The organism is uncultured Ellagibacter sp. (assembly GCF_934636505.1).
Classification (GTDB): Bacteria; Actinomycetota; Coriobacteriia; order Coriobacteriales; family Eggerthellaceae; genus Ellagibacter.
In genome coordinates, this window is record NZ_CAKUAL010000055.1 from 1 (window position 1) to 14642 (window position 14642).

The following is a 14642-nucleotide window of genomic DNA, read 5'->3' on the forward strand; positions in this document are numbered from 1 at the left end:
AAGAGCTCGTGCGAGCCTACGACCCCTGCCTCTCCTGCAGCGTGCACTAGGGTATGCCAAAGAAGCGGCAACTCCAGGGACTCCCTCGGAAAGCATGCGAATGGCAATGGGTAATCGCGTCCTTCTCATCTTCGGCAAGCCGAGCAGATGGGAAGGGCGCTTTGGGTTTGTCACTCGCTCCGAGGCACTTCTCAAGCGCAGATGGGTTGATCTAGCAGTTGCTGCTGCACGCCCTTTCGCCGACGGGTGCGCATCGTTTGAGACTGAGCGATTTAGTGATATTATTAAGTGTATGTTTGCCTAACACCGAGGGCAAGTTTTATTTCGCTAGCGAAATAAACGAGCTCTGCGGTGGGCTGCGGATTTGCTTCGGGAAAAGATGGAAGAAAGGAGATTGTTGGTTATGGCGAGCAGGAATATTCAAAAGACGGGAGGGGGGGGGGTGGCTCTTCTCTGCGATTCTCTCGATGACGTTGGTCTTCGGGCTTCTGCCGAGCATTGCGGCTGCTGAGACGAACACCGCCGACGCGAATGCGACGGATGCCGATTCGGTCGATGCTTCCCTCAACATCGAGAGCGCCCCGAGAGATGTTGAAGCATCGTTCGGCGAAATCGTGAATATCCGCACAAGCAAGGTCTACACCGACCTTGCTCTCGCCGCGGCCGAGGCGCAAAGCGGCGACAGGCTCAAGCTTGGCGAGGGCAACTACACCCTCTACAAAGTGGCTTCCGAGGGCCACACCAAGGGCAAAGACCTCACCTTTGAAGGCTCCGGCACCGATAAGACAAGCTGGAACGTCGGTGCAGAGGTGCCCGATCCTACCTATTTCGGCACCGAGTACAATGGCGACTACTCCTTCGACGGCGCCGGTACCGTGACGTTCAAGAACATGACGCTTCGTTCCGGCAGCGCCAACTATCTCGGCTTCATTCGCGCCGACAACACCGTGGTCGACGGTTGCGTCGTCGACGGCAAAACCTTCTACTGGGGTTACCAGAGCGCCACATTTACGGACACGACGTTTAACGCCCCTAGCGGCGACTATGCGATTTGGACCTACAGCTCGCCGATTATGACGTTCAATGGCTGCACGTTCAACGCGAGCGGCAAGGTCATCAATGTCTACACCGATGCCGGCGCGGGCAAAAACAACATCGCTGTGAACGTGAACAATTGCACGTTCAATTCGAGCTCGTTTTTGGGCTTCTACAAGCAGGCGCTGAACATTAACGACTCTAATATGGGCGACTACAAGTACGTCATAAACTTCACTGGAAATAATATGGTCACGGCCGAGCGCGACAAAGCCACGTGCACTCAATTGTTCGGTTTCGGCGGCAAGTCGGGCAACAACACCGGGCGCAGCGACGTGTCCATCGGCGGTAAACTCGTGTACTCTGGTGGCAAGATGCTTTCCCACGATTACACCGATGGCGAGCATGAGGACAACTTCGTCGATCAAAACGACTACGTATGGGAGCAGAAGGCCGATGGCTGGTACTGCACCGGTCACGCCAAGTGCGGCTACTGCGGCTGGCCTCTCGAGGAGACCGTGAAAGCTGAGCTCACGACCGAGACCAGCTGCACCGAGAACGGCAAGGACATCTACACTGCCAACTTCCAGCACAAGTGCTTCGCGCCCCAGACAAGGTCCGACGACCTCGATCCGCTTGGCCACGACTGGGCCGCGCCTGTGTATACGTGGGCCAAGCAGGGAGACGACTGGTATTGCACCGCCGAGCGCGTCTGCAATCGCGACGCCAGCCACATCGAGAAGGAGACCGCGAAAGCATCTTATAAGGTGGCTGTCCCCGCCACTACCGAAAAAGAAGGCGAGGGCACCTATACCGCCGTCTTCGAGAACCAAGCGTTCGAGACGCAGGTTAAAACCGAGCCGATCGCGAAACTTTCGGCGACGCCGAGCGATTCCGGCAACCCTTCCGACCCCGCCGATTCCGACAATCCCTCCAAGAGCCCAGATACCGCTCAATCCCAGCTAGACAAGACGGGGGATGCAACCCTTGTTGTTCTGCCTGCGGTTGCGGCGATTGCGGCCGGTTCTGTGCTCTGCATCGGCTTTGCCGCTCGACGTCGTAAGAGCAGCTAAGGCAATCGCAATTCGATTGATGGCGACCTAAGGGCCGTGCGGGAATGCTCTCGTACGGCCCTTGTGCCCCTCATGGATTTTCAATCAGGTGAAACGCCGTGTGATAAAATCAGTCGTTACTTGAAACAACTGTGACCTCAAGGGGTTTTGCTTTTATGTCGTTTATGGATTGGTTCTCGAACCTTACGGGCCAGATGGGCACCGACATGGCCATCGACCTTGGAACCGCGAACACGCTCGTCGCGATGACGGGCGAGGGCATCGTCATCAACGAGCCCTCGGTCGTCGCTATCGAGAAGAGCACCCATCGCGTTCTCGCCGTCGGCCACGAGGCGAAGAACATGATCAACCACACGCCCGAGGCGTTCTCCGCCGAGCACCCGCTCAAAGACGGCGTCATCGCCGACTACGACGTGACGGAGGCCATGCTCTCGGCGTTCATCAACAAGGCGGCGGTCCGCAAGTACCCGTGGCAGGCCAAGCCGCGCATCGTCATCTGCATTCCCTGCGGTGCCACGTCCGTCGAGAAGCGTGCCGTCTTCGAGGCCGCCATCCAGGCGGGCGCCCGCCAGGCGTACCTCATCGAAGAGCCGATGGCCGCGGCGATGGGCGCCGATCTGCCCGTCACCGAGCCGACGGGCTCCATGGTGGTCGACATCGGCGGCGGCACCACCGAGGTGGCCGTCATCTCCTTGGGCGGCATCGTGACGTCCTCGAGCCTTCGTCTTGCGGGCAACCGCATGGACGAAACCATCGCCATGCACCTGCGCGATCTGCTCGGCATCAAGATCGGCGAGCGCACGGCCGAGGTCATCAAGATCAAGATCGGCTCCATTCTGCCCTTCGAGGACGGGCGCGAGCGCGACATGATCATCTCCGGCCAAGACGTGCTCACCGAGCAGCCTAAGGAAGTCACCATCCAGTCCGAAGACGTGCGCCAGGCACTTCAGGCACCGTGCGAGGAAATGGTCATCCATATCAAGGAAACGTTCAAGAAGACGAACCCCGACTTGGCTTCCGACATCATCCAGAACGGCATCCTGCTCACGGGCGGTGGCGGTCTGCTTTCCGGCCTCGACCGTTATCTGTCCGACAAGCTCGAGATTCCCGTGTGGGTGAGCGAGACGGCGCTGACCAACGTCGTTACGGGCTGCCTGAAGGTGCTCGAGACGCCCACGGCGCTCAAACAGACGCTCATGCGCTCGAAATAGGTGCTGAACAGCTTTTATGTCGCTTAATTTCCAAAACAGAAACGGAGCATCCGCCAATCGGGTGCTCCTTATCGTTCTGCTCGTCGTCTCCCTCGTGATGGCGACGGTGTATTCCCGCGAAGGGGAGTCGGGGCCTTTGCACGCGATTCAGGGCGCCGTAAGCTCAATCGCCGCGCCTCTGAAGTTCGTCGGCGCGTCCGCCTCTTCGGGCGTGAGCGATGCCCAGGATACGCTTGCCGACGCCTCCGCGGACGATGCGACGCTCACGCAGCTGCGCGAGCAGAACGCCGAGCTGCGCGAGCTCGTCGCCCAGACCGAAGAGTACCGCCAGGAAGTCGAGCGCCTCGAAGGGCTCCTCAACCTCAAGGAAAGTTCAGGTGCCGAAGGAATCGGCGGCCGCATCATCGGGCGCAACACCGATGCGTGGAACCAGACGGTTACCATCGACGTGGGAACCTCCTCCGGCGTGACGGCCGGTCTTACCGTCATGGGGCCGAACGGCGTGATCGGGCAGGTGGTCTCGGCGCAGGCGAACTCGTCGACCGTGCGCCTTTTGAGCGACCCGCGCTCGGGTGCGGCGGCGCTTATCCAGTCGAGCCGCGCGGAAGGCGTGGTCAGAGGCTCGCTTGACGGCTTGCTCTACCTTGAGAACATCGACTCCGACGTGCAGGTCTCGGTGGGCGATGTCGTGCTCACGTCGGGTCTGGGCGGAAGCTATACCCGCGGGCTGCTCATCGGCACCGTCGTGAAGATCGAGGGCGCGCAAAACGACGCGAGCCGCCGCATCGTCGTTTCCCCCAACGATGCCGCGACGTCGCTTGAGGAGGTCCTCGTCGTCACGAGCGCTTCCGAAAGCTCGTCGGACTCCTCGTCTTCGTCTTCTTCGCAATCGAAATCGTCGTCGAGCACGGGAGGTGCGCAGTAATGAACGAACCGATCACCGTCGTGCCGCGTATCATCGGCGCGATCATCGCCGTGCTGCTCCAGATTGCGCTCGCTCCGAACATCGCGCTTTTCGGTGCGGTTCCTAACTTCATCATGGCCTACGTGCTCATCGTGTCCATCGTCTGCCCCGACCAATCGGGACCTGTGTTCGCGTTCGTTCTGGGCCTGCTGTTCGACCTTCTGGGTGCGGGCCCTGTGGGTGCGATGGCGTTTCTGCTCACTGGCGTGTCGTTCCTCGCGAAGCGCATCTTCATGCTGGTGAACAACGATACGCTCTTCATGCCATTGCTGCTTGCCGCCATATCGACGCTCGTCATCGAGCTTCTCTACGCTGCGTTCATGATGGCCTTCGGCGCGGGCGTGAGCGCCCTTGACGCGTTTGTCTTCCGCGCGCTGCCGGGTACCGTCTACAACTTCCTTGCGGCGCTTATCTTCTACCCGATCGTCGTGCGTTTCCTGGCGCAGCCGATTCAGCAGCAGCCTGGAACGCCGCATCTTCGCTAGGGGGCCCGCATGCTGGTAGCCATCATCGCAGCAGTGGTCGCGGCGCTCGTTGCGGCTGCGATCATCGTCGTCGTGCTCTCTGTGCGCAACCGCACGAAGACCCCTTACGCGAACAGCGGGAAGAAAGAGGTGCAGCAGCTCTCGACCGTCGGCGTCGGCTCGAGCGGGGGCTTCGCCCGTGGCAAGGGCGCCTCTTCGCGCCCCGAGTCCGAGGTGCAGGTGAAAAGCGGCCATGCCAACTCGAAGAAGCCTGCCGACAGCCTGAAGGGGCGCTTCACAGGCGTCAGCATCTTTTCGGTCGCCGTCTTCGGCACCTTGGCGGCGAAGCTGTGGAGCATGCAGATCCTTTCAAATGAGGATTACTCGAACAAGGCCGCGAGCAACCTCTACACCACGGTGTCGACGCCCGCGCCGCGCGGCTACATCTACGACGCCGATGGCATCGCGCTCGTGAAGAACCGCTCGAGCCAGACCGTTCTCGCCGATGCGGACGTGGTTGACGACCACGATGTCGTTGCCCGGCTTTCGGCCGTCCTCGGCATCCCTCAGGCAATCGTGCGCCAGCGCATCCAGTCGACCACGGCGGGCGCGCAGAGCCAGCGCGTCGTGGCGAGCGATGTCCGCCTGCGCGACGTCGCCTTCATCGCCGAGCATTCCGACGCCTTCTCGGGCGTGACGGTGGAGACGCGCACGGTGCGCGATTACCCCTTCGGCGCCCTGTGCGCCCATGCCCTGGGCTACACGGGCACGCCGAGCGAGGACCAGGTTTCCAACGCGCCGTCCAACCGCGATATCCAATTGACCGATGACGTGGGTAAATCGGGCATCGAGAGCGCGTACGACAACCTGCTCGCCGGCGACCATGGGCAGCGTGTCGTCACCGTCGATGCGCAGGGTAACGTCGTGGACGTGGTGAGCGAGACCAAGGCGACCCGCGGGTCGGACGTGTACCTGACGATCAAGGGCTCGGTCCAGTACGCCGCCGACGAGGCGCTCGCGAGCCTTATTGCGCCTAGTGACGGCGTCATCGGCACGGGAAAGGGCGTCGGTGGCGCGGTCGTGGCCATGGACGTGCGCGACGGCAGCATCATCGCGCTGTCGAGCTATCCCACGTTCGACCCGACGAACTGGGTCGGCGGGTTGTCCACCGAGGCGAACAACGTCTACAACTCCGACTCCGCGCATGCGCCGCTGCAAAACCGCGTGACGGCGGGCCTCTACGCCGCGGCCTCCACCTTCAAGCCCTTCACCGGACTCGCTGGCTTGGAATACGGCTTCGCGGAAGGCCGCTCGTGGGACTGCACGGGCAAGTGGGACGGCTTCAACACCGGTTCGCCCCAATGGTGCTGGAATCACAACGGCCATGGGTACCTCGACTTCCGCGGCGGCATCGTCAACTCGTGCGATGTCGTGTTCTATGAGATCGCGAAGAACTTCTTCTTCGCATCGAAAAGCCAGGGCGGCAACTTGTCCGACACCGCCATCCAGGAGATGGTACAGCGGTTCGACTTCGGGAAGAAGGCGGGCATCGACATCGGCGGCGAGGTTGAGGGCCTTGTGCCCACGCCCGAATGGAAAGCGACGCGCTGGCGCAATGTTCCCGCGAACGCCACGTGGACGGGCGGCGACTACACCAACATGATCATCGGCCAGGGCGACGTGCAGGTTACGCCGATCCAGGTCGCGGTGGCCTATGGCGGTCTCGCGACGGGCAAGATCATGAAGCCGCATCTGCTGAAGGAAGTGCGCAACGCCTCGGGGCAGACGGTCGTCAGCTACGAGCCCGAGGTCGTCACCGAACCCGACGTCGACCAGCGGTATCTTGACACGGTTCGCGACGCCCTTCGCGGCGTGGTCACCGAGAACGAGGGCATCGCGTCGCTGTTTGCCGAGTCGGGCATCAAGGCGGCGGGCAAGACCGGCACCGCCGAGCATACCGACAAGGGCGACGACGCGTGGTTCGTGTGCTACGCGCCCTATGACGACCCGAAGTACGTGGTCGCGACCGTTATCGAGCAGGGCGGCGGCGGCTCGGATGTGGCGGCACCGGTGGGCGCGAAGGTGATGGAGGCGGTCATGGCCGCCGATGCCGGCAGCAACGATGCGTCCTCGATGGGGCGCATCGCCGGGTCGTCGGGCCGTCAGATCGAGGGTTTCAGCACCAAGAGCGCAAGCCGCTCCGACTAGGGAAGCGAGGTGAAATAGTATGGCATTGCCGCAGATAGACAGCTTGAAGACGCCCGATGCGTCGCTTTCGCGTGCAGCGAGCCCGCACAGGGGGAGGCTCCCTCTGGTAAACCTTCCCTTCGTTGCGATCATTGTGCTGCTTGTGGGGTACGGCCTGCTCGTGTGCTGGTCGTCCATCGAGGGATCGACCGACACGACCTACAGTTTCATGCGCCAGCTTATCTTCGCCGCGGTGGGCGCCGTCGTCATGATGCTCATGTGGCGGGTGGACTACCAGCGGTTCGCGAACGCGGTCATGCCGCTGTTCATCGTGAACATCGCGCTCATCTTATCCCCGCATATCCCGGGTCTTGGCACCGACGCCGGCATGGGCGCCCAATCGTGGCTGAAGCTCGGCATTCAGGTGCAGCCGGGCGAGTTCGCGAAGGTCACGATCATCCTCATGGACGCGGCCCTTGTGGCGCGCTACGGCGGTCGCCTCGATGACCTGCGGGAATACATGAAAGTCATCTTCTTCATCCTGGTGCCCTTCTTGGCAATCATGACGCAGCCCGACTTGGGCACGGGCCTAGTGTACCTTGCGATCGGCGCGATGGCGCTCGTTGCGGGCGGCGCGCGTCCGAAGTACCTGCTCATCACGCTGGCGCTGGGAATTGCGGCCATCGCGGCGGTGTTCGCGATCGACCAGCTCATCTACAACTCCACGGGCGAGTACAAGCTGCTCAAGCAGTACCAGCGCAACCGCCTGCTCGTGTTCCTCGACCAAGACGGCTCGAACACATCGTCGTCGGGGTATAACCTCCAGCAGGCGAAGATTGCCATCGGCTCGGGCGGGCTTTTCGGGAAAGGTCTGCTCAACGCCACGCAGTCGGGGCATGGCTTTCTGCCCGAGGCGCAGACCGACTTCATCTTCTGCGTGCTTGCCGAGCAGTTCGGCTTCGTGGGGTCGATGGCCCTGCTCGCGCTCTACGGTGCGCTCATCTACGTGAGCATGCGCATCGCGCGCAACTCGAACGACCTGTTCGGAACCTTGATAGTTATGTGCGTTGTCGGCATGTGGCTGTTCCAGATATTGGAGAATATCGGCATGGATTGCGGTCTTATGCCCATCACGGGCATTCCCCTGCCGTTTGTGAGCTACGGTTCGACTGGCATGATCATGAGCTTCATGGCGTTGGGGCTCATCGGCTCGGTCTATCGCGGATCGAACATCGACAAGAAGAAAGAAGGGCGGCTATGAAACTTCCCATCGACCTTAAGGCGGTCATCGAGGCGGCGATCGACATCGAAAGCGCGCGCAGCACGCCAGTGTCTGTGAGCGTGCTCATCGATGATTCGGCGCCTGGCGACGTGGCGGCGCATGTTCGCTCGGCCTTCGTCGGCGCGGGTGCGCATGCTCGCGTGACCGTGGGATATTTCGCGGGACCCGCCTTCTCGCCGTACGAAGGCGACGACATGGCGGTGATCGTCGCCGGCTTCTCCGAGGAAGTGGGCCGCCGAGCTGCGGAAATTCGCGCTGCGGGCGTTCCTGTGATGGTTGTGACGTCGATGCCGAGCCTCGTGGCCGACATGGCGAGCGCGTACGGTAATCCCATTCCCGAAGGCGATCTGGTCGCGCCCGAAGGTGTCGCGGGTTGCGAGGCCGATGGCGATGCCGCTTGCGCGAGCGGGGAAGTCTCGGGCGCGCATGTAAGCGTGTTCGCGGGCATACGCGCGGCGAAGTCAGCGGGCGCGGGTGCAGTCGCGGGGTCCGCGGGCGCGGCGGCGAGTTCGCCTGATGTCCTCGACGCCCCGATTCCCATCGATGCCGCCGCGGCCGCTGCACTTGATCGCCGCATGGGCGAGTGGGTTGTGGCCGCGTGCCGCGAGAAGCGCCTCGCTCTCGCGCTGTCGTTCCCGTTCGTGCGCAAGCCGCTCTCGCTTGAGGCGGTGAGCGCGACGTCGCTTCAGAACGCCGGCATCGGCCTCGTGCTTTTCATTCCCGGCGCCGACATGCCGCTCATGACGCTCAACCAGGCGAAGATGCTGCTCCAAATCGCCGCCGCATACGGCGAGCCCATGAGCGCCGCGCGCGTGAAGGAACTTGCCGCCATCGTTGCCGGTGGGTTCGCGTGCCGCAGCGTCGCCCGCCAGGTTGCGGGAGTGGTGCCCGCCATCGGCTGGGCCGTGAAGGCCGGCGTGGGCTATGCGGGCACGAAGGCGATGGGCCTTGCGGCCATCGAGTACTTCGAGCGCGGCGGCAACATCGCAGGTCTTGCGGGCGTCATTTCCACGGCGACCGCGAAGGCGACGCAGATTGCGGGTGATGTGGCGGCGACTCCTGCGGGGGCTCGTGTGCTCTCGACCGTGAAGACGGCGGTTCGCCAAGGTGCCGCGTCGGTTCTCAAGAAGACTGAATAAGGGCCGCACCTGCGGCTTTGCATATCAAGGGTATATCGAGGGGGGATACATGATCGACTTGTGGCCGCGGCTTGAGCCGCTGCTTGCGCGCGTGGAGCGACCAGCGCGCTATCTCGACCACGAATGGGGGAGCACGCGCAAGGAAGGCGCGGACTTCAACTACTGCATGGTTTACCCGGACACCTACGAGCTCGGGCAGCCGAATCAGGCGGTTCGCATCCTCGTGAACGCGGTGAACGCGACTGAGCACCTCGCCGCCGAGCGCGCGTTTTTGCCTGCGGTCGACCTGATCGACCTCATGCGCGAAGAGGGCATTCCGATGTTCTCGCTCGAAAGCTGCGCCCCGCTTTCGGGGTTCGATGCGATCGGCATCACACTGCCGCACGAGCTCGCGGCGACCAACGTTCTCGAAGTGCTCGACCTGTCGGGCATTCCCCTGCGTGCGGTCGATCGCGTGCAGGACGACCCGATCGTGCTTGGCGGCGGGCCTTGCGTCTTCAATCCTGAGCCCTATGCGCCCTTCTTCGACGCGATGCTCATTGGCGAAGGCGAGGAGTCGCTGCCCGAGGCGCTGCTCTGCGTGCGCGAGGGGCGCCGCGCGGGTGCGACGCGCCAGGATATCCTGCGCTCGCTTGCGGCGCTTCCCGGGTGCTACGTTCCCTCGCTGTATCGCGTGCGGGAAGAAGAGGAGGCGCAGCGCGCGGGCTCATGGATTGAGCCGCTCGAGCCGGGCGTTCCTGAGCATATTGAGAAGCGCCTGTTCGCGGGCTTCTCGGAAAGCTCTGGGTGGGAGCCGTGCATCGTTCCCTATACCGAGTGCGTGCACGATCGCCTCTCGGTCGAGGTGCTGCGCGGGTGCGCGCGCGGGTGCCGTTTCTGCCAGGCCGGCATGATGTATCGCCCGGTGCGCGAGCGCTCTGCGGACAACGTGGTGTCGTCGGTGCTCGACGGCCTTGCCGACACTGGCTACGACGAGGTGAGTCTGACCTCGCTTTCCTCGACCGACCATTCTCAGATTGCCGATATCCTCATCAAGTTGAACCATGCGTGCGACGGCAAGGGCGTGCGCATCTCGCTTCCTTCCCAGCGCCTCGACTCGTTCGGCGTCGATATGGCCGAGCTCGTCGCCGGACAGAAGAAGGGCGGCCTTACCTTCGCGCCCGAGGCGGGTACGCAGCGCTTGCGCGACGTTATCAACAAGAACGTGACGGAAGACGACCTGTTCGGAGCCATCGACGCCGCGTTTAAGGCGGGGTGGCGCCGCTGCAAGCTTTACTTCATGATCGGCCTGCCCACCGAGACCGACGACGACATCAAGGGCATCGCGAGCCTTGTGCAGCGCGCCTACGATCGAGCGAAGGCTGCCGTGCCTCCCGAGCATCGCGGTAACGTGCGCGTGAGCGCGTCGGTCGCGCTGTTCGTTCCCAAGTCGCAGACGCCTTTCCAGTGGGATGGCCAGATTCCGCCCGAGGAGGCGCTGCGCCGCGTGAATCTTCTGCGCAACAGTGTGAAGTACAAGGCGGTCGATATTCATTGGCACGATCCGGCGACGAGCTTCGTCGAGGCCGTCATGAGCCGCGGCGGGCGGCAGGCGGCCGACTGGGTGGAGGCTGCATGGCGCCGAGGGGCACGCTTCGACGCGTGGACCGAGCTCTTCTTGGAGGACGCCTGGCGAAGTGCTGCGTCCGACGTGGGAATCGATCCTGCGGAAATCGCGCAGGCGCAGTGGGATACCTCGCGCGTCATGCCGTGGGCGCACATTTCCACGGGCGTGACCACGCGCTACCTGGCGCTCGAGCGCAAGCGTGCGGCGGCGGAGACCACCACACCCGACTGCACCTTCGAGAAGTGCACGGGCTGCGGTGCGTGCCGGGCGCTCGATTGCGACAACATGCTTGCCGGCGTTCGCTCCATCCCGAGCGCGCCTGCGGAGGCGGCTGCGGGGACCGAGGTCGACGGCGCACTCGCGCATGCTGAGGCGGCTACGGCTTCTCCTGCTGCCGCTAAGACATCGGGAAACGATGGTTCCGCGGAGGCGGCGAGCGCCGAGTGCCCGCTTCCCGTGTCCGAAGGAGGTGCGCGATGAGCGAGTCGAAGCAGGTATTTCGCCTTCGCCTGACGTTTGCCAAGCAGGGGCGCCTCGCGATGCTGTCGCATTTGGAAGTCGCCCGCGCGCTTGAGCGCACCGTGCGCCGCGCGGGCCTGCCTTATGCGGTGAGCCAGGGCTTCTCGCCCCATATGCTCATCGCGTTCGGCGCGGCGCTGCCCGTCGGCGTCGGAGGGGCGCACGAGATTGCCGACGTCCGTCTGACGCATTATGTTTCCGCTGACAAGGCGCTTTCCGCCCTTCAGGATGCGAGCGTTGCCGACCTCATGGTGAAGGACTGCCGCTACATCGAGCCCAAGGCGGCGGCTGCATCGGTCGCCTTCCCCGTGAGCACCTACCGCGCGCTTCTGTCCTGCACTCCAGCGGTGCTGCCTCTGCCTGATGAGATTCACGTTGTGCGCAAGAAGAAGGAGAAGGTGCTGCATCCCGCCGAGTTCCTCGTGGGGAATTTCGAGCTTACGGGTGCGGTGGCCACCTTCAAGTTGGAGGCGAAGCCGACGGGCAGCTTACGTCCGGACTTGCTTTTGCGCGAGGCGGTCGACAATTACAATTTGGCTGCGTCGGGGGAGATCGTTCAGGGCGTGACCTGGGTGGAGAACGCGGTGGTCCCGGAGGCGATGATCGCGAAGAAGGCCGAGCGCGGGCTCGACTTGCCCTGCTGCGACGACGATGCGCTTCGTATCCTGAACATCATGCGCATCGCCCAAGAGTAGGGGCACGCGGCGCGGATTCCAGGCTCTGAGCGCGGCGATGGCTGTCGGGCTGGGGTGCGACGAGGATTGCTAGGCTGGGCGCGTGGCGGTAGCTGTCGGGCTGTGAAGTGCCCAGCTCGCGATGTCGGGCTGGGGTGCGTTGGCATGCGATTGGCAAGCTGGCTCATGTGGCGTTCAATCGAGCTTCCTTGTTGCGGGGCGACCAGATTACGGTGCCGAGCTAGGTGTGCTCGATATGCTATTTGGCGGCTTGGCACATCCAAATCGGGATGTCGGGTTGGTTGCATCGAGAGAAAGCTGTTCCGCGTGCGGTTTCGCGTGTGGTCAAGTCGCTTCTTTGAGAAAAGTTTCGCCGCGATGGGGTAACTTGCGGTACAATAGCTAACGCTGCAAATCGCGGGTGTGGTTCAATGGTAGAACTTCAGCCTTCCAAGCTGATAACGCGGGTTCGATTCCCGTCACCCGCTCCATGAAACACCAGGCCAGAGGCTCTAAGTCTCTGGCCTTTTTCTTTGGGTGCCAAGTCTTCACACCAAATGGGATGCGGGACAAACTGGGAATTAAATTGGGGAGGGGCGGGACCGAATGCGTGCCAATCGGGGACTGAAGTTTGCATGAATGCGGGCGTGGGAAACGTTGCCGTGTACAAGATTGACGATAAGTTGTGCAGGAATAGTGAATTAGATCGTCGAAGTGTCTTATCTGTACCAAAAACGGTGCAATTGAAGCAAAATCGAGATGAGATACTCCACATATTTATTATATATGGGGAGCAGCACGCAATTTCTTCACAACTTATCGTCATTTTTGTACATAACCTCAAGCGGTTGGAGGCTTCACTGTTCGCGCAAGTCGATGTCAGTGTGGCGCCCCTGCTCCTTCAGGCAAAAGACATCGGGGGAATTTCGACCCGAGGGCGCGAGGGGGCTGAGCGGTCTCGGCGACCTTGTGCCGCTGACAAAACAGCGCGTGCGCAGGCGCGTCCGACTGGGCACGCGCGCACTTGCGTCAGCTCGTCGTATTTGGGGACTTGAAAGCATCGGACTCGCTGCCTGGAGGCTTTGCAAGGTGCATGCAATCACTTCGAATCGGTAATAAAATAGCCGTCCCGAAGGACGGCTATCGGCAAGCTGCGGGTTCCTACCGCTTTCTCCTCTAACAAGGTGTACTCGTATGTGCATTTGTACTAGTTCTTACCGCCCCTATTATCCTAGAGATTCGCAACTCGCTCAACGGCTGCAAGTCAATCAAACCATGGGTAAACAGGTACTTCGTCTTTTTCGCGGCTGTCGACGACGGAGAGCGGCTCGTCTCGATTATCTACGACATCAAGATGCCCTGTCGAAGGGGCGCATTCTCAGGATGAAACAATCGAGGCGAAGCCGTGTGCAACTTCGCCTCGAAAACTCTTCAGTGGCGCCGCTCTTGTTTGCGGCGTGGGGTTATGCGTGGACGGCTACTCGTCCGAACGCCCTTAATTGCGACGGCGCTTCAGAGCAGTGGCGATCGCGCAAGCGCTTGCGCCCGCAACGAGCAGGCATCCCATGCCAATCGCGAATGCCGCATCGCCAGTCTTTGCTAGAGCGGTCTTCGCTCCCGGCTTGTCAGCGGTCGTTCCGTTGTCGGAAGGCTTGTCAGTAGCGCCGGGTTGCGGGGCCGGATCAGGCTTGGCAACCGTATAGTCGACGGTGGGAACTGGGAACTCGTATGCCTCGCCGGCCACGCCGTTGCCGTCAATCGGATAGAGCACGGCGCTCTCGTTGACCTTGAGGGTGTGGGTACCGGGCTCGGTGGGCTTATTCACCAGAAGCTCGCTGTATTCCAGCACGACAGGCCTGCTCGGCGCGGCAGCCTCGTTCAGCGTGAGCGTGAGTTTCTCGTTTTCACCGGCTTGGTACTTCAGGGTAAAGCGGTATGTGCCGTCGTTGTTCTCACCGAAACCGTAGGTCGTGGCGTCGATCTTCTCGGGTGAGAGCTTTACGCCATTGGCGGTGAGGCTGATCTTGGCGGGGTCGTTGACGAAGTCGAAGTTGGCTCCAATGGTATCTTCAACTGTCGAACCTGCGGCAATTTTGTCCACGAGCTTGGCTTTGAGCTTGTCGAAATCGGTGTTGAGCTGGCCGTTATTGGAGTTTCTGACGAGGTACTGCAAGAAGACCTGGCCGTCGAAGTCGGCGGCGTTCTTGTAGTAGACGTTCATGTCGTAGCCGGCATTAACCATCGACTGGAAGGTATCATCCGTGCTCCAGAACGCGACGTCGATGTTGCACGGCGCGGTCACGTCGACGGGGATGGGGTTCGTGGTGCCGCTATCGGCTGCCGCGGCAGTGTACTCGTAGTCGTACTGGACCCAGTTCTTATCAGAGTTCTCGTACTGATCGCGATAGTAGGCGAGATACTCGGCGAGTTTCTCGGGGCTTTTCATGGCCTGCGAGAAGATGAAGTTCGAGCCGTCGGAGAACTTCTT

Annotated in this window: 9 protein-coding genes, 1 tRNA gene and 1 pseudogene; 10 read left to right on the plus strand and 1 reads right to left on the minus strand. The window is 62.0% G+C overall.

The annotated features are described in order from the left end of the window. Nucleotides 1-467 precede the first annotated feature (467 nt). From Q0G18_RS07050 to Q0G18_RS07095, 10 genes are all read left to right on the plus strand, one after another. The gene (locus Q0G18_RS07050) at nt 468-2108 is read left to right on the plus strand and encodes a hypothetical protein (RefSeq protein WP_297151267.1); all 1641 of its coding nucleotides are present in this window, start codon (nt 468-470) and stop codon (nt 2106-2108) included. A 155-nt stretch (nt 2109-2263) separates the two neighbouring features. Further along, complete coding sequence (locus tag Q0G18_RS07055) at nt 2264-3319, plus strand: rod shape-determining protein (RefSeq protein WP_296058523.1); 1056 nt, start codon at nt 2264-2266, stop codon at nt 3317-3319. A gap of 61 nt (nt 3320-3380) precedes the next feature. Further along, on the plus strand, nt 3381-4244 hold the full coding sequence (gene mreC / locus Q0G18_RS07060) for a rod shape-determining protein MreC (RefSeq protein WP_297151269.1): 864 nt from the start codon (nt 3381-3383) through the stop codon (nt 4242-4244). Then, nucleotides 4244-4768, plus strand: a complete 525-nt coding sequence (gene mreD, locus Q0G18_RS07065) for a rod shape-determining protein MreD (protein ID WP_297151272.1) — start codon at nt 4244-4246, stop codon at nt 4766-4768. Before mreC ends, mreD begins: the two co-directional genes overlap by 1 nt. Nucleotides 4769-4777: 9 nt before the next feature. Beyond that, nucleotides 4778-6955: a penicillin-binding protein 2 gene (gene mrdA / locus Q0G18_RS07070; protein ID WP_297151275.1), complete on the plus strand. Its 2178-nt coding sequence runs from the start codon at nt 4778-4780 to the stop codon at nt 6953-6955. Between the two features lie 19 nt (nt 6956-6974). Continuing rightward, nucleotides 6975-8195, plus strand: a complete 1221-nt coding sequence (gene rodA / locus Q0G18_RS07075; RefSeq protein WP_297151277.1) for a rod shape-determining protein RodA — start codon at nt 6975-6977, stop codon at nt 8193-8195. Further along, a complete protein-coding gene (locus tag Q0G18_RS07080) occupies nt 8192-9355 on the plus strand; it encodes a hypothetical protein (RefSeq protein ID WP_297151281.1) in 1164 nt (387 codons plus the stop codon). Before rodA ends, Q0G18_RS07080 begins: the two co-directional genes overlap by 4 nt. Before the next feature lie 49 nt (nt 9356-9404). Further along, the gene (locus Q0G18_RS07085) at nt 9405-11441 is read left to right on the plus strand and encodes a TIGR03960 family B12-binding radical SAM protein (RefSeq protein WP_297151284.1); all 2037 of its coding nucleotides are present in this window, start codon (nt 9405-9407) and stop codon (nt 11439-11441) included. Then, nucleotides 11438-12175, plus strand: a complete 738-nt coding sequence (locus Q0G18_RS07090) for a TIGR03936 family radical SAM-associated protein (RefSeq protein WP_297151287.1) — start codon at nt 11438-11440, stop codon at nt 12173-12175. The genes Q0G18_RS07085 and Q0G18_RS07090 overlap by 4 nt, the downstream gene beginning before the upstream one ends. Nucleotides 12176-12571: 396 nt before the next feature. After that, nucleotides 12572-12645: transfer RNA gene (locus Q0G18_RS07095), tRNA-Gly, on the plus strand. A 1004-nt stretch (nt 12646-13649) separates the two neighbouring features. On the opposite strand, the pseudogene Q0G18_RS07100 reads toward Q0G18_RS07095, so the two are convergent. Next, nucleotides 13650-14642 (minus strand): annotated as a pseudogene (locus Q0G18_RS07100) (hypothetical protein); the annotation flags it as partial.

Excerpts from the sequence above, each read along its gene's own strand:
- rodA (WP_297151277.1), top strand. The coding sequence starts at position 6,975 with ATGGCATTGCCGCAGATAGACAGCTTGAAGACGCCCGATGCGTCGCTT.
- Q0G18_RS07085 (WP_297151284.1), top strand. The coding sequence starts at position 9,405 with ATGATCGACTTGTGGCCGCGGCTTGAGCCGCTGCTTGCGCGCGTGGAG.
- mreD (WP_297151272.1), top strand. The coding sequence starts at position 4,244 with ATGAACGAACCGATCACCGTCGTGCCGCGTATCATCGGCGCGATCATC.
- Q0G18_RS07055 (WP_296058523.1), top strand. The coding sequence starts at position 2,264 with ATGTCGTTTATGGATTGGTTCTCGAACCTTACGGGCCAGATGGGCACC.
- mrdA (WP_297151275.1), top strand. The coding sequence starts at position 4,778 with ATGCTGGTAGCCATCATCGCAGCAGTGGTCGCGGCGCTCGTTGCGGCT.
- Q0G18_RS07080 (WP_297151281.1), top strand. The coding sequence starts at position 8,192 with ATGAAACTTCCCATCGACCTTAAGGCGGTCATCGAGGCGGCGATCGAC.
- Q0G18_RS07090 (WP_297151287.1), top strand. The coding sequence starts at position 11,438 with ATGAGCGAGTCGAAGCAGGTATTTCGCCTTCGCCTGACGTTTGCCAAG.
- Q0G18_RS07050 (WP_297151267.1), top strand. The coding sequence starts at position 468 with ATGACGTTGGTCTTCGGGCTTCTGCCGAGCATTGCGGCTGCTGAGACG.